This window comes from Amycolatopsis taiwanensis DSM 45107 (assembly GCF_000519205.1).
Taxonomy (GTDB): domain Bacteria; phylum Actinomycetota; class Actinomycetes; order Mycobacteriales; family Pseudonocardiaceae; genus Amycolatopsis_E; species Amycolatopsis_E taiwanensis.
The window spans coordinates 419,062-432,520 of sequence record NZ_JAFB01000003.1 but is presented as its reverse complement, the minus strand read 5'-3'; the positions used below and the strand labels follow the sequence as shown (position 1 = coordinate 432,520).

Genomic DNA, 13,459 nt, shown 5'->3' with positions numbered 1-13,459 from the left:
CTCGACGCTAAGCAGGTCCGCAGATGCAGTCCAGCTAAAGATTCTTAAGTAACATCAGTGATTGTGATTCCGCTGGACCAGGTGCGCACGTTGCTCGCGGTGGTGGACGAGGGCACCTTCGACGCCGCCGCGGCCGCACTGCACGTCACGCCGTCGGCGGTCAGTCAGCGGATCAAGGCACTGGAACAGACCACCGGGCGGGTGCTCCTGCAGCGCACCAAGCCGGTCCGGCTGACCTCTTCCGGCGAGATCGTGGTCCGGTTCGCCCGCCAACTCGCCCGGCTGGAGACCGACGCGCGGGCGGAACTGGGCATGGCCGGCACCGGGGAACCGGCCGCGGTGCCCATCGCGGTGAACGCCGACTCGCTGGCCACCTGGTTCCTGTCCGCACTCACCCGGGTTCCGGCCGGCCTGCGGGTCTGCTTCGAACTGCACCGCGAGGACCAGGACCACACCACGAAGCTGCTGCGCGAGGGGGTGGTGATGGCGGCGGTGACCTCGTCGCCGGACCCGGTGCAGGGCTGCTCGGTCAGCTCACTCGGCCGCATGCGCTACCTGCCGGTGGCGAGCCCGGAGTTCGTGGCCCGGTGGCTGGACCGCCCGCTGCGGCAGGCGGTGGGCGAGATCCCGGTGGTGGTGTTCGACCGGCGGGACGAGTTGCAGGACAGCTTCGCCCGGCGTCTGACCCGGGGCCGCGGCGCCGGGCCGCTGCGTCACCACGTTCCGGCGTCGGAGGATTACGCGCGTGCCGTCACCGCCGGCCTCGGCTGGGGCATGCTGCCCACCGCACAGGCCGAACCGCGGCTGCGGGCCGGCAACCTGGTTCGGATCGACGAGCGGGCGGTCGACGTGCCGCTGTACTGGCAACAGTGGAAGCTCGACTCGCCGGTGCTGGCGGCCACCGCCGAAGCCGTGGCCGCCGCCGCGGCCGAGGCCCTGCACCCCGCCCGAGCGAGGATTGGCTGACCCGCAGTCAGTGCGTGTGCGGGCGATTCCCGCCGAGCGTCTTGCGGCGCCACGCGCTGATGTTCGGCTCCACGACGCCGGATCGCGTAGACGGTTTCGGGCTGGTTCCAGCGCAACACACTCTCCCCGGCCTGGCGGTGGCTCCTGCCGGCGATAGGTTAGACGCGCCGAATACGGCCGCATGATAAAATGTTCCGACGGTAATTCAAGATTTGGAATTAATCAGTCAGGCGAACCAGCCGTTTACTGGACCGGGTACAGTGCTCATGGCTCAAAACGAGCCAACTGGCGGCCCGGTGAATAAGTGACTGGCCGGAATAACTCTATATCCCGGAGCGGGATTACGGTTGACGTTCGATCGCAGCTTCTGGAGGTCGTCGCCATGAATCCGATCGTATCCAGCAATCCCTTTACCCGTAGCAGAGACGACGCCCCCGCGCGGTGGCTGCTCGATATCCTGTGGCTGGTCTTGGCCACCGGCGAGGACACCAACGGCGAATACTCCGTCATCGAACAGTTCATGCCGGTTGGGTCCGGCCCACCTCCGCATGTCCACTCGTATGAGGACGAGGCGTTCTACGTATTGGCCGGGGAGATGACAGCCGTCGTCGGCGGGCAGGAAGTCGTCTTCGGGGCGGGCAGTCTGGGCCATATCCCGCGGAACGTCGTGCATGAGTTCAAGGTGACCGGAACGGAAGTCTGTCACTGTCTCAACTTCTACACCCCGGCCGGATTCGAACAGGCCATTCTGGGGTGCTCCCGACCGGCGGAGCGCCGCGAACTGCCCCCACCAGGGCTGGATGCGCCGGACTCCACGCAGGTTACGAGGTTCTTCAACAACTACTGGATTGCGCCAGCCACCATCCCGTGGGCCCAGCAGAAGTGGTCGCGAGGCTGACCAGCGTTCGTCCGCTCGATCAACTGCACACCGGTGGACGACTCGGCACCCAGTTGTCCATAGGGCCGTTGTTCCACGACAGGTGCTGCGACTTCCAGGCCCCACTGCCCGTGAACGGATCGAGATCACCTTGCGCTGGTGAGGGCCGGCTACAGGACCGCTTGCGTCTGCGTCACCTTGGCGGCCAGCGCGCCCGCGTCGTCGTGGATCTCGGTTTCCACCACGATCACCCGCCGCCCGGCGTGCAGTGGCCGCGCGGTGGCCAGCGCGTGGCCGCCGCGCACCGGGCGCAGGAAGTTCGTCTTCGACTCGATCGTCGTGGTGCCCTGCGCGCCCTCGGGAAGGTTGAGGAAAGCCGACACTGCGGCGGTCGCGTCGGCCAGCGACATCAGCACGCCACCGTGCAGCACGCCGCCGAGCGTGCACAGCGACTCGTCCCAGGCGAGGCGGGCGCGTACCACGTCTTTGCCGTGCTCGAGCGCCTCGACGCCGAGCAGTTTCGTAAACGGCATGGTCTGGTGGAACAGTGCGGTGCCTTCTTCGTCGACTTCACTCATGGTCCACTTGTAGCAGTCGCGGCTCGCGACACGCGAGCGTCTTCTGCGGTCAGGTGGCGTTTCGGGGCTACTCTCGGGTGGTGACCGCTGTGATCGGCGCCACAAACCACCGGGCGCCCTGGAGAGCGACCGGTGCTCGCGCCGTGCCGCAGGCCTTCCCGTACCAGGGGAGCAAGCGGTTGCTCGCCTCCCGGATCCTTTCCTGTTTCCCCGACGGCGGGGTGCCGCGCCTGATCGAGCCGTTCGCCGGTTCCGCGGCCGTCTCGGTGGCGGCCCGTCACCACGGGCTCGCCTGTTCGGTGGCGCTGTCCGATGTCAACGCGCCGCTGGTGGGAATGTGGCGGCTCATCCTCGACGAGCCGGGGCGACTTGTTACCGAGTACGCGCGGTTGTGGCACGAGCAGCTCGACGACCCGCGCGGCTACTACCTGAGGGTTCGCGAAAGGTTCAACGTCACCCGGGAACCCGCGCTGCTGTTCTACCTGCTGTCCCGGTGCGTCAAGGCCGCCGTGCGGTACAGCCCGAAGACGGGTCATTTCAACCAGGGTGCCGACCACCGCCGGCTCGGCGCCAGGCCGGCCATCATCGCCGACCGCATCGGCCGGGTGTCCGCCCTGCTGCGGGGCTCCACAGCGGACAATTGTGGTTACGAGGACCCGTTGACCGGCGCCTGCTCGGACGACCTGGTCTACCTCGACCCGCCCTACCAGGGCACCAGCGACGTTCGCGACCACCGCTACTCGTCCGGCCTGCGGCGTGAGCTGTTCGTGGAGGTGCTGCAAAAGGCCGTGGACAACAACGTTTCCTTCGTCGTGTCCTACGACGTGGTGACCGACGACAACAGATACGGCTACGCGCTGCCCGGCGAACTCGGCCTCACCCACCGTCACGTCATGGCCGGTATCTCCACCCAGGGCACGCTCATGGGCCAGACCCGGACGACCATCGAGTCGCTGTACCTTTCACCCGCGCTGGTGCAACGCCTCGGCGGTGCGGAGGCCGTCGACGCGTGCCTGCGCCGAGCGGGCCGGTAGCGCGTCACATCTGGTGCAGGGCCTGGAATACCCGCTCGGTGTAGCCGGCGAGCCGGTCGGCGCACTCGGTGAGCCTGCGCTCGGCCTCGGTCGCGGCGGGTGCGCCGAACACGTCGCGTGCCTTGAGCTCGCGGTACCAGCGCCGCAGCCGTTCCAGGCTCTGCTCGTCCTCCTCCAGTTCCGCCATGGTGAACTTGGCCTTGCGGATGTCGGCGTCGATCTCGGCGTCGAACTTGTCGCAGTCGGCGAGGAACTCGGCCCATTCCTCGGCCCGTTCCGCGGTGAACAGCGCCTCCAGCCGGGCCGTGTCGGGCTCGGCGTGCCCGGTCGCGTCCAGTACCAGCACCTCGCCGTCGCCGCGGTGCGCGAGTTCGATGGCCCTGGCCACCCCGGCGGCGAACACCGGCACGTCCGGCACCACCCAGGCGCCCTGGCCCAGCGACAGTGCGCCGATGCGCCGCAGCTCGCGCCACACGGCGACGCGATGGCGGGACGGCTCGGCCGGCACTCGCACCACGAGCACCGTCCACCGGGACCGGTTGCGGTCAGTCACGTTGGCGAAGGTAGCAGGCGCGCCCGGCCGGATCAGGGTCGATCGGCCCGTGCCACCGCGGGGGCGACCTGCTCGGTGAACGCGCGCAGGGTGTACAGCGCATGGTCGAAGGTCAGGTCGCCGAAGAACATCGACGCTTCGAAATAGTTTGCGCTACATACCCGGAGCTGATCGACTATCTGGTCGCGCACCGAATCAGGCGTGCCGACACAGGCGAACCCGCTGGCCAGGGCGGGCTCGGTGGCGAAGGTCCGGTCGATCCGATGATCGGAATTGCGGTGCCACAGGTGAGTCACTCGCGCGCAGAACAGGTCGTTGGCGCGCTCGAAGATCTCGCGGGCCTGATTTTCGGTGGGCGCGATCACCACCCGGCTCGATAGGCCTACCCGCGGCGTGGTGACGTGCTCGTTGAGCCGCCCGTCCTCGTGTCGGTGTGTTTCCCATGCTCGCCAATAAGTCCGGATCGCCTCGGTGATCGCGCCGCCGTTCCAGCGGCCGATGAAATTGATGCCGTGGCGCCCGGCCCATGCCGCCGTGGCCGGGTTGCCCGACGCATACCACAAAGGCGGGTACGGGCGCTGAACGGGAAGTATTGACAATTCCGCGTCGTACGAACGCAGCAACCGTCCCGCATGGCGCATATGGCCCGTTCGGAGTGCGGTCGTCACCGCCTGAAGTGTTTCGCGATAAACCGGCTTCGCCTGTTCCGCGTCGATTCCGAAAATGGCCAGTTCGTACGGACTCACGCCGGCACCGCCACCGAAGTCGATCCGGCCGGCGCTGAGCTGATCGAGCGTGGCGATCTCTTCGGCGAGCCGGAACGGGTCGTAACTGGGCAGCACGTTGACCAGTGCGCCGATCCGCATCTTCCGCGTGTCCTGGCTGACCGCCGCGAGGAACAGGTTCGGTGACGGGCACACCGACAGCGGGGTGCCGTGATGTTCGGTCACGTGGTAATGGCCGATTCCGAGCCGCTCCGCCTCGACGGCGAACCGCAGGCGGGTGCGCAGCACCTCACCCGGGTCGTGCACGCCGAGGTCGAAGGAATCGAAGATCCCGAACTCCATGCCGTCTCCTCTCCGCCGCCGTTCCCCAGCGTGGCAACACTTCGGCCGCCCGTGGGTGCCGCCTTCCGGCAGGCGGAAACGCCAGGCGGCGCTCCCCCGGGGCGTTCCGGTTCTCCGGCTGCCTGGAGGCGGTCGGTACGCTCTGGCACGGCAATGACCGGATTGCCGGGATCGGCGAGACAGGAGAGGCGGCATGGCGTTCTGGCGTCGGAAGGGATCGGACCGGCCGCCCGTTATGGCGGGTTCCGCCGAGGAGGTCCGCGAGGACACGATTCCCTGGAGACCGGTCCGCGAGTTGCCGGCCTACCTCGGCTGCAACGGCCGTGACCGGGCGGTCACGCCTCGTGCGGTACGTGAGAAACGATCGAATGCTTGACGGAACCGAGCTGGACGCCGCCTACCTGCGGTGCGAGCGGCTCCACGCCCGGCATGGGCGGACCTATTACCTGGCCACGAAGCTGCTGCCCCGCGCGCGGCGCCCGGCCGTGCACGCGCTCTACGGCTTCGCCCGCTGGGCGGACGACATTGTGGACACCCCGCCGCCCGGCACCACCCCCGACGAGATCGCCGCGAGGCTGACCGAACTGGGCGGCGTGCTGCACGCCGGACTGCGCCGTGGGCACAGCGACCATCCGGTTTTGGCCGCCGTGGTGGACACCGCGTCCCGGTACGACCTCGATCCGGTGCTGTTCAAGGATTTCCTCGCCGCGATGCGGATGGACCTGACCGTCACGGACTATCCCGACCGCGCCGCGCTGGACGTCTACGTGCACGGCTCGGCCGAGGTGATCGGGCTGCAGGTGCTGCCGGTGCTGGGCACAGTCGCCCCGCCCGCCGAGGTCGCACCCTACGCCGCCGCGCTCGGCAAGGCGTTCCAGTTGACCAACTTCGTCCGGGACGTGGCCGAGGATCTGGACCGGGGACGGGTGTATCTGCCGGCCGACGAGCTCGCCGCGTTCGGCGTCGACGAGGACCTGCTCGGCTGGTGCCGGCGGACCGGCCGCACCGAGCCGAGGGTGCGCGCGGCACTGGCCGACCAGCACGCCATCACCCGCGCCGTCTACGACTTCGCCCGGCAGGGGGTGGAACTGCTCCGGCCGGTGTCGCGGCCGTGCGTGGCCACCGCGCTCGTGCTGTACTCGGAGATCCTGGACCGGATCGAGGACAGCGGCTTCGCCGTGTTCACCCACCGGGCCAGGGTCGGTCGCGCGCGACGGGCGCGGGTGGCGGCCGGCGCGGTTGCGCGGGCGCTGTGGGCGCGTCGAGCGAGCTGATTCCGGAGACCAGGAACTATGGACCAATGGCGATATCCGATCCTGTACGATCGTATTGTACGTCTGTATAGGAGGAGTTATGCGGAAACATGCGTGGTCGGTGGTCGCCGGTGCGGTCATGGTGGCCGTGGGGCTGGTGCTGTACTTCGTGTTCCATGACGTCGAGACGCCGGTGGTCGGTTTGCGGCAGGTTGGGGCGGTAGTCGCCGTGCTCGGAGTGATCGAGGTGGCGGTGTCCGTGGCCAGGTTGCTGCGGCCGTCGGTCGGGGAGCGATGACGCGACGGGCGTACCTGTTGGAGGCCGCGATGACAGTGCTGGTGGAGCAGGGCGTCAGCGCCCTGAGCATCCGCGCCGTCGCCGCCGCGGCCGGGGTGTCGCCGGCGCAGGTGCAGTACTACTACCGAACCAAGAACGACCTTGTCCTGGACTGTTATGAGTACGCGGGCGAGCAGTTCCTGGCCGACCTCGAAGCCGCGGAAGCGGACACGTTGCGTGAGATGGTGGTGCGCTGGCTTCCGCTGGACGAGCGGCGAGAACGGCGTGCTCGAGTGTGGCTCGCGCACGCGGCGAGCGCGATGGCCGACCCGGCGTTGACGCAGCAGGCCGCAAGGCTCGACGCGTACCTGCGGCAATGGTTTGTGGACGCCGGCCTGACGGAAGTCGTCGCCGCGCAACTGCTTGCGCTGATCGACGGCGTCACGCTCCAGTGTCTGATGCTACCGATGGCGGACCGTCAGGCCCTGGTCGAGCGAACACTGGAGCCATTCCTACTCGGCCGTGATCGACCGGCATCGGCATCGCCGCCTGGACGACCCGGTGAGGAGATTCCGGCGAGTAAGAAGATGTCGACGTAGTACGTAGTCCAGCCCCACCCGGCTCAGGGGCTGGGTGCCTCCAGCGCCACCTCGACCTCGATCACGACGTCGTCGGCGACCTTGAGCGCCCCGAAGAACGCCGAGTAGGGCTTGATTCCCCAGCGGCTCTGCGGCACGGTCGCCCTCGCCCGCACCCGGCCGTCCGCGTCGGCGCTTCCGCTCGCCGTCACCGGGCGGGGGGTGCCCATTATGGTCGCCTCGCCGTCCACGGTGAAGGACTCCAGGGTGCCCGAGACCCGGGTGGACCGGAACGTGATCGTCGGATGCCTTGCCGCATCGAGGACCTTGTCGCGCATGATGCGCTCGATGTCCGCGCGATCGGAGTCGGTGAGCGGCTTGACCCCGCCGCTGCCGCTGACCACGTGCAGGGACGCGACCCGGACGTCGATGGTCACCGACGATCGCGCGGGATCACCGGTGTCCACCACCACCGTGCCGGACCAGGACGTCGCCCCGAGCGTCAGGTCGTGCCCGGCCTTGGAGCCGAGACCGGTGCGGCCGGTGTGCACCAGCAGCCGCCCCACATCCGGTCCGATCCGGTAGGTGCCATCCTGCAGCGCCATATCCGCAGCGTACCGGCCTGCGGCGGCCACGTCAGGCTTCGCGCGGGTCCGGGCGAGGTCGCCGGCCGTCCCGGGGAGCAAGATAGGGTGCCTGAGTGTTGTCGATGGCGGCCGAGAAGCGGTGGCACCCGCGAAAATCCTTTTTGCACGGTCCGGCCGTGATCGACCATCGACCTGGCGGGGGAGAAGGGCGGCCTACCCCACAGCGCCGTCACATCGGCGGGACCTCCGGGGTCACTGCTGTGACCCGAGGCGACGGAGGAGCCTGACCGATGGACGAACGTGAATTCCTGGCGGAGCGGTTCGAGGAGCATCGGACGCACCTGCGCGCGGTGGCCTACCGCATGCTGGGGTCGCTGAGCGAGGCCGAGGACGCCGTGCAGGAGGCGTGGCTGCGGCTGTCCCGGAACGGCGTCGGCGAGGTGGAGAACCTGGGCGGCTGGCTGACCACGGTCGTCGGCCGGGTGTGCCTGAACATGCTGCGGTCGCGGGTCCGGCGGCGTGAGGAGCCGTTGAACCCGTACGTGCCCGACCCGGTCGTCGACTTCGCCGAGCGCACGAGCCCGGAGCACGAGGCGCTGCTGGCCGACTCCGTCGGGCTCGCGTTGCTGGTGGTGCTGGAAACGCTGGCCCCGGCCGAGCGGCTCGCGTTCGTCCTGCACGACATGTTTTCCGTGCCGTTCGACGAGATCGCCCCGGTCATCGGCCGCACCCCGGCCGCGACCCGGCAGCTGGCCAGCCGGGCCCGTCGCCGCGTCCAGGGCGCTCCGGCGCCGGACACCGACCTGACACGGCAACGCGAAGTCGTCGATGCGTTCATCACCGCCTCCCGCGGCGGCGACCTGGAGGCGCTGGTCGAACTGCTGGATCCGGACGTGGTGCTCCGCGGCGACGGCGGCGCGACGGGCCCGAGCACCTTCCTACGGGGCGCGCAGGCAGTGGCCCAGGGGGCCTCCGCCTTCGGACGGCTCGTCGCACACACTCACCCCGCAATCGTCAACGGTGTCGCCGGTGCGGTGGCGATGTTGGACGGCCGGCCGCTGTCCGTGGCCGCGTTCACGGTTGCGCGCGGCAAGATCGTGGCGCTCGATATTCTCGCCGACCCGGAACGCCTGGCACGGCTCGGTCTCCGGTGAGCTCTGGCGGCCCCGCAGTGCCCCGGACGCGGGTTTGGGTGCGTCACCGTTTCGTGTGGCTTTCGAGGAAAGGTCGTTCGCCGGTAGTCACGCGCCGGGATGCGCCTTACTGTTTCACCTCAGACATCCTCGCCGGCCGATGCCGGAGGCCGGCGAGCTTGGAGGTGGCGACCGTGTTCTCCGTGGAAGAACAGCGGATCCTGCAGGAGATCGAACGGGGGCTGCGCCAGGACGACCGGTGGTTCGCCACCCGGCTCACCGTGCGTAGCGTGGTGTTCTCCCTGCGCCGGCGCTGGGTGCTCGTGCTCATCGCGGTCGAGCTCGGCCTGATCGCGCTGGCCGTGACCGGCGCGGTGATCAACCAGCCCGCGCTGATCGTGCTGGGCGCCGGGATCGCCGTGGTGACCGCGATGGCCGTGGTCATGATCCGGCTGGCGGTGACCGACCCGCCGGACGCCTCGGGCGACCCGCCGCCCATCATGTGGCTCTGGTGAGGCCCTCGGAGTCAGGGCCGCTCACCCAGCCAGCGCGCGAGCACGGCGGCCTGGCTGTGCTCGACGTCGCGGGTGGCGGTCAGCAGGACCAGGTCGCCCCGGCCGGCGAGCTCGCGCAGGTGCCGGGCGGCGGCCTGCCGCTGCGGGTCGGCCAGCTCGGCCAGGTAGCGGCGGCGGAACTCGTCGAACCGCGCGGGGTCGTGGCCGTACCAGCGGCGTAGCTCGGTGGACGGGGCGACCTCCCGCATCCACTCGTCGAGGTGCGCGCTTTCCTTGCGCAGCCCGCGTGGCCAGACCCGGTCTACCAGGATGCGGGTGCCGTCGCCGGCGCGCGGCTCGTCGTAGATCCTGCGGTAGTTGATGTGCTTGGCCATGGCCCCATCGTGACGCCGATCCGCCCGCCGCGCACGGCCTATGCTTCGGGCGGGCGACGATGGGTGGCGATGTAACGCTGCCGGATCTCTTCTTCGACTTCGGCCTTCGCCTCCATGCGGATCTGCTTGCCGGTGCCCCGCGGGTAGCCGTGCTTGGCCAGGCGGTGCTCGGCGCTTTCCTCGATGTAGACGAAGGAATAGAAGTAGCCGACCATGACGGCCAGCACCACCATCGCGCCGCGGATCCACAGTGGACCGGGCAGCAGCAGCCACACCGTGCACAGCGGTGCCAGCAGCACGGAGCTTCGCGCCGCGTGGCGCCAGATCCAGGTCCGCGCGGTCACGTCGTGCAGCACCCATTCCCGGTACCGCATGGGCAACCGGCCACCCAGGGCGTACCACACCCACTGCGCCGGATTCGGTCGCTTGTCAGCCATGGTTAACATGCTAATGGTTAGCTCACTAAGTACTCTAGGATGGTGTGATGCGGATCGATCTCGGTGCTGACCCCCTGGCCCTGGACCGCCAGGTCTGCTTCGCGCTCTCCGTCGCTTCGCGCAGCGTCATCGGGATCTACCGGCCCCTGCTGAAGCCGTTCGGGCTGACTCACCCGCAGTACCTGGTCATGCTCGCGCTGTGGGAAAAGGCGCCGCGCTCGGTGCGGGACCTCAGTAGCGCGTTGCGGGCCGAGCCCGCGACGCTTTCGCCGCTGCTCAAGCGGCTGGAGGTGCTGGGATATGTCAGCCGCCGCCGTGGCCGGGCCGACGAGCGCGTGCTCGACGTCGACCTCACCGACTCGGGCCGGGCGTTGCGCGCCGAAGCCGAGAAGATCCCTTACCAGGTCGTGAAGGCGCTCGGCATGGACGTGGCCGAGCTGGTGGAGTTGCACACGGTGCTGACCCGGGTCATCGCCGCCACCGACCAGGCCGCGGCCAGGTCCTGAAAGCGCTTTCAGCCCGGTGCCCGGCGGGGGACGGGCAGGGAGATCGGCGTGCGGGCCAGCCGGGCCGAGACCGATCGGGACGCCTCGGTGAGCAGCTTCGCCAGCTCGCGCGGCCGGGCGCGCTCGGTCTCCACCACCACGGACAGCGCCGCGGTGACCTCGCCCGCGGGATCCAGCACCGGAACGGCGACGACCAGGTCGTGCGGGGTGATCTGGCCGCGCGCCACCGCGACGCCGGTCTGCCGGATGTGGGCCAGGTGCCGCCGCACCTCGACGGGATCGGTGACGGTCAACGGTGTGTACCGGCGCAGTGGCGGCTGGAGCGCCTTCGCCTGGAGATCGGCCTCGGCGTGGGCGAGCAGCACCAGCCCGGTGCCGGTGGCGTGCATCGGCCAGCGGCCGCCGACCCGGCTGTTGACCGCGTTCTGTTCCCTGGCCCGCAATGCCTCGACGTAGATGACCTCCAGGCCGTCGCGCACGCCGAGTTGCACGTTGCCGCGCGTGGTCTCGTGCAGGTCGTCGATATACGGGAAAGCGGCTTCGCGAAGTTGAAGCCAGCGTGGGGAGAGCGCGGCCAGTTCCAACAGCCGCAAGCCGACCGAATAGAGCCCGTTCTCGTCGCGTTCGAGCCCGCGCCATTTCACCAACTCGCGCACGAGCCGGTGGGCCGTGGGCAGGGTCAGCCCGGCCCGGCGCGCGATTTCGCTCAGGGACAGCCTGCGGTGCTGTGGACCGAACGCGCCGAGCACGGCGAGCACGCGGGCGGCCGCGGTCGGCCGGGGCGCGGCGTCGACAACCATGTGCTTGGTCAACGCTGACCTCTGTTCCTCGACGTGAAGTTTCCGTGATTAATCCATTTTCACTACGCGAACTCGCCGCGCACAAGGGATTGCGGGACGGTGGCGGGGAATCCGCCGGAACCGCTCACCGCGACCGCGACGGATGATGTATCCACCGTGGTACCCGCGGCGCACCGGCATTCCGGCAGCGGGCAACCGTATTTCCGCCACGTGAAATCGAGCTTTTCGGTGTTAGGGGCGCTGGTCAGTCTGGAGGGCCACCTTCAGTGACCTGCCTCACGAAGCCGGAGGACGAATGAGAAGCAAGCTTCAGCGACTGGCGCTTCTGGCCGCGGTGGTTCTCGGGCTCGCCGCGTGTGGTGGCCAGGGCACGTCGACGGGAAACAACGCGGCCGCCGGGCCACCGCAACGTGGTGGCGAGGTCACGGTTCTGGAAGCCAGTTCGTTCGCGGGCGGCTGGCCCTCCGGCCTGGACCCGGCGACGAACACCACCGGCGGAGCCAACATTTCGCAGCTCAACGCGATCTTTGGTGGGCTGTTCCTGCTGGAGGCCGACGACGACGGCAGTAACGCCAGGATCGTGCCGAACCAGGCCGAAGGCTACGAATTCCTGGACGATGGAAAAACCCTGAAGATCACGATCCGGGACGGTATCAAGTTCAGCGACGGCACGCCGTTCGACGCCGACGCGGTCGCCTTCAACTTCAAGCGCGACAGCGATGCCACCTGCACCTGCGCGCCGCAATGGCGGCTGGCGCCCGACGGCATCACCACCGAAGGCCCGCGCACCGTGGTGCTGCATTTCACCCAGCCCAACGCCGCGATAGTCAACAATTTCCCGATTTCGAACGTGAACTGGATCGTCTCGCCGACGGCGTTGCAGAAGATGGGGCCCGACCAGTTCAAGCTGGCGCCGGTCGGCGCGGGCCCGTTCAAGGTCGTGTCCGACCAGCTCAGCTCGCAACTGGTGCTGGAGCGCAACCCGGCCTACTTCAAGCCGGGGCTGCCCTACCTGGACAAGCTGACCTTCTCCTCGGTCGGTGGTGACCAGCCGGCGTACCAGACGATGCTGGCCGGGCAGGCGCAGGCCTACGAGGGCATGGGCACGGTCCCGCTGATCGAGCAGGCGAAGGGCAACGACCGGCTCACGGTCACCATCCAGCCGCCGACGTCCCCTTACGTCATCCAGCTCAACACCAAGACCGCGCCGTTCGACAACGAACTGGCCCGGGAGGCGATTTACTACGCCACGGACTTCGACGCGATCGCGAAGGGCCTGTTCAAGGGCGAGTACCCGGTGAGCCAGATGTTCACCGGACCGGGCGGGCTGTTCCACCACCCGACCGTGCCCGGCTACCGGACGTTCAACCTGGACAAGGCCAAGCAGATCGTGCAGCAGCTGGGCGGGCTGACCGTGCAGCTGGGCACCCTGAGCGGCTTCGTGGCCCAGCAGGTGATGACCGCGTTGCAGACCCAGTGGCAGGCCGCGGGCATCAACGTCCGCATCGACAGCTACCAACTGTCCACTTTGGTCCAGCAGTTCAATGGCCCGTGGCAGGCGATGTTGCAGACGGCCGGGGCCTGGGACCCGGCCGCCGGCGTGGGGGTGGCCTTCCGGTTCGCCTCCACCTCGCCGTTCACCGGCGTGTCGGACCCGCACCTCGACGACCTGCTCAACCAGGCCGCGGCCATTGTGGACCCGGCACAGCGGGACACGATCTACCAGGAGGCCGCGAAGTACATCAGCGACAAGGCGTACGCGCCGTTCGGCCTGGCTTTCGCCACCGCGAACCTGGCAGTCAACGGTGTCTACGGACCGGGCCTGACCACCCGGATCCCGTCGCTGGCGGTCAACAGCGGCGTGTGGTGGGACAAGGTTTGGCGCAGCAGCCGGTAAGTGGCTCGGCTGGGCGCGTTCCCGGTG

17 protein-coding genes are annotated in these 13,459 nt (G+C 68.9%); 10 read left to right on the top strand and 7 right to left on the bottom strand.

Features of this window, described 5'->3' with window-relative positions; genetic code table 11:
* Positions 1–57 precede the first annotated feature (57 nt).
* Together A3CU_RS0102060 and A3CU_RS0102055 are read left to right on the top strand one after the other, a co-directional pair.
* Positions 58–966 (top strand): LysR family transcriptional regulator ArgP, encoded by a 909-nt coding sequence (locus A3CU_RS0102060; protein WP_027940850.1) that lies wholly within the window; start codon positions 58–60, stop codon positions 964–966.
* A 382-nt stretch (positions 967–1,348) separates the two neighbouring features.
* Positions 1,349–1,864 carry a cupin domain-containing protein gene (locus A3CU_RS0102055; protein WP_052371370.1) on the top strand — a complete coding sequence of 172 codons (516 nt, stop codon included), beginning with the start codon at positions 1,349–1,351 and terminating at the stop codon, positions 1,862–1,864.
* 149 nt (positions 1,865–2,013) lie between these two features.
* Here the strand turns inward: A3CU_RS0102055 and A3CU_RS0102050 are convergent, their stop codons facing one another.
* Positions 2,014–2,421, bottom strand: coding sequence for a PaaI family thioesterase (locus A3CU_RS0102050; RefSeq protein WP_027940848.1), 408 nt, complete (start codon positions 2,419–2,421; stop codon positions 2,014–2,016).
* Positions 2,422–2,501: 80 nt separating this feature from the next.
* Between A3CU_RS0102050 and A3CU_RS43155 the strand changes: the two genes are divergently transcribed.
* A complete protein-coding gene (locus A3CU_RS43155; protein WP_169739579.1) occupies positions 2,502–3,455 on the top strand; it encodes a DNA adenine methylase in 954 nt (317 codons plus the stop codon).
* 4 nt (positions 3,456–3,459) lie between these two features.
* Here the strand turns inward: A3CU_RS43155 and A3CU_RS0102040 are convergent, their stop codons facing one another.
* A complete protein-coding gene (locus A3CU_RS0102040) occupies positions 3,460–4,008 on the bottom strand; it encodes a Chromate resistance protein ChrB (protein WP_043840476.1) in 549 nt (182 codons plus the stop codon).
* A 32-nt stretch (positions 4,009–4,040) separates the two neighbouring features.
* Positions 4,041–5,075, bottom strand: a complete 1,035-nt coding sequence (locus A3CU_RS0102035) for an LLM class flavin-dependent oxidoreductase (RefSeq protein ID WP_027940846.1) — start codon at positions 5,073–5,075, stop codon at positions 4,041–4,043.
* Positions 5,076–5,443: 368 nt separating this feature from the next.
* Between A3CU_RS0102035 and A3CU_RS0102025 the strand changes: the two genes are divergently transcribed.
* From A3CU_RS0102025 to A3CU_RS0102015, 3 genes are all read left to right on the top strand, one after another.
* Positions 5,444–6,349: a phytoene/squalene synthase family protein gene (locus A3CU_RS0102025; protein WP_027940845.1), complete on the top strand. Its 906-nt coding sequence runs from the start codon at positions 5,444–5,446 to the stop codon at positions 6,347–6,349.
* 79 nt (positions 6,350–6,428) lie between these two features.
* Positions 6,429–6,626, top strand: coding sequence for a DUF5708 family protein (locus tag A3CU_RS0102020; RefSeq protein WP_027940844.1), 198 nt, complete (start codon positions 6,429–6,431; stop codon positions 6,624–6,626).
* Positions 6,623–7,204, top strand: coding sequence for a TetR/AcrR family transcriptional regulator (locus A3CU_RS0102015; RefSeq protein WP_027940843.1), 582 nt, complete (start codon positions 6,623–6,625; stop codon positions 7,202–7,204). The genes A3CU_RS0102020 and A3CU_RS0102015 overlap by 4 nt, the downstream gene beginning before the upstream one ends.
* Positions 7,205–7,227: 23 nt before the next feature.
* Here the strand turns inward: A3CU_RS0102015 and A3CU_RS0102010 are convergent, their stop codons facing one another.
* Positions 7,228–7,788, bottom strand: a complete 561-nt coding sequence (locus A3CU_RS0102010) for a YceI family protein (RefSeq protein WP_027940842.1) — start codon at positions 7,786–7,788, stop codon at positions 7,228–7,230.
* 272 nt (positions 7,789–8,060) lie between these two features.
* On the opposite strand from A3CU_RS0102010, the gene A3CU_RS0102005 reads away from it, so the two are divergent.
* The gene (locus tag A3CU_RS0102005; protein WP_027940841.1) at positions 8,061–8,924 is read left to right on the top strand and encodes a sigma-70 family RNA polymerase sigma factor; all 864 of its coding nucleotides are present in this window, start codon (positions 8,061–8,063) and stop codon (positions 8,922–8,924) included.
* Between the two features lie 173 nt (positions 8,925–9,097).
* The gene (locus tag A3CU_RS53375; RefSeq protein WP_169739578.1) at positions 9,098–9,418 is read left to right on the top strand and encodes a DUF3040 domain-containing protein; all 321 of its coding nucleotides are present in this window, start codon (positions 9,098–9,100) and stop codon (positions 9,416–9,418) included.
* A gap of 11 nt (positions 9,419–9,429) precedes the next feature.
* Here A3CU_RS53375 and A3CU_RS0101995 read toward each other — a convergent pair whose 3' ends face one another.
* Together A3CU_RS0101995 and A3CU_RS0101990 are read right to left on the bottom strand one after the other, a co-directional pair.
* On the bottom strand, positions 9,430–9,792 hold the full coding sequence (locus tag A3CU_RS0101995; RefSeq protein WP_027940839.1) for a DUF488 domain-containing protein: 363 nt from the start codon (positions 9,790–9,792) through the stop codon (positions 9,430–9,432).
* Positions 9,793–9,830: 38 nt separating this feature from the next.
* Complete coding sequence (locus tag A3CU_RS0101990) at positions 9,831–10,229, bottom strand: DUF5313 domain-containing protein (RefSeq protein WP_027940838.1); 399 nt, start codon at positions 10,227–10,229, stop codon at positions 9,831–9,833.
* Positions 10,230–10,276: 47 nt separating this feature from the next.
* Here A3CU_RS0101990 and A3CU_RS0101985 point away from each other — a divergent pair, with 47 nt between their 5' ends.
* Positions 10,277–10,735 (top strand): MarR family winged helix-turn-helix transcriptional regulator, encoded by a 459-nt coding sequence (locus A3CU_RS0101985; protein ID WP_027940837.1) that lies wholly within the window; start codon positions 10,277–10,279, stop codon positions 10,733–10,735.
* 8 nt (positions 10,736–10,743) lie between these two features.
* On the opposite strand, the gene A3CU_RS43150 is transcribed toward A3CU_RS0101985, so the two are convergent.
* Complete coding sequence (locus A3CU_RS43150) at positions 10,744–11,547, bottom strand: IclR family transcriptional regulator (protein WP_342668879.1); 804 nt, start codon at positions 11,545–11,547, stop codon at positions 10,744–10,746.
* Positions 11,548–11,830: 283 nt separating this feature from the next.
* Between A3CU_RS43150 and A3CU_RS0101975 the strand changes: the two genes are divergently transcribed.
* Complete coding sequence (locus tag A3CU_RS0101975; RefSeq protein WP_027940836.1) at positions 11,831–13,432, top strand: ABC transporter substrate-binding protein; 1,602 nt, start codon at positions 11,831–11,833, stop codon at positions 13,430–13,432.
* The last annotated feature ends 27 nt before the right edge of the window (positions 13,433–13,459 follow it).

Excerpts from the sequence above, each read along its gene's own strand:
- A3CU_RS0102055 (WP_052371370.1), top strand. The coding sequence starts at position 1,349 with ATGAATCCGATCGTATCCAGCAATCCCTTTACCCGTAGCAGAGACGAC.
- A3CU_RS0102050 (WP_027940848.1), bottom strand. The coding sequence starts at position 2,421 with ATGAGTGAAGTCGACGAAGAAGGCACCGCACTGTTCCACCAGACCATG.
- A3CU_RS0102035 (WP_027940846.1), bottom strand. The coding sequence starts at position 5,075 with ATGGAGTTCGGGATCTTCGATTCCTTCGACCTCGGCGTGCACGACCCG.
- A3CU_RS0102025 (WP_027940845.1), top strand. The coding sequence starts at position 5,444 with ATGCTTGACGGAACCGAGCTGGACGCCGCCTACCTGCGGTGCGAGCGG.
- A3CU_RS0102020 (WP_027940844.1), top strand. The coding sequence starts at position 6,429 with ATGCGGAAACATGCGTGGTCGGTGGTCGCCGGTGCGGTCATGGTGGCC.
- A3CU_RS0102015 (WP_027940843.1), top strand. The coding sequence starts at position 6,623 with ATGACGCGACGGGCGTACCTGTTGGAGGCCGCGATGACAGTGCTGGTG.
- A3CU_RS0102010 (WP_027940842.1), bottom strand. The coding sequence starts at position 7,788 with ATGGCGCTGCAGGATGGCACCTACCGGATCGGACCGGATGTGGGGCGG.
- A3CU_RS0102005 (WP_027940841.1), top strand. The coding sequence starts at position 8,061 with ATGGACGAACGTGAATTCCTGGCGGAGCGGTTCGAGGAGCATCGGACG.
- A3CU_RS0101995 (WP_027940839.1), bottom strand. The coding sequence starts at position 9,792 with ATGGCCAAGCACATCAACTACCGCAGGATCTACGACGAGCCGCGCGCC.
- A3CU_RS0101990 (WP_027940838.1), bottom strand. The coding sequence starts at position 10,229 with ATGGCTGACAAGCGACCGAATCCGGCGCAGTGGGTGTGGTACGCCCTG.
- A3CU_RS0101985 (WP_027940837.1), top strand. The coding sequence starts at position 10,277 with ATGCGGATCGATCTCGGTGCTGACCCCCTGGCCCTGGACCGCCAGGTC.
- A3CU_RS0101975 (WP_027940836.1), top strand. The coding sequence starts at position 11,831 with ATGAGAAGCAAGCTTCAGCGACTGGCGCTTCTGGCCGCGGTGGTTCTC.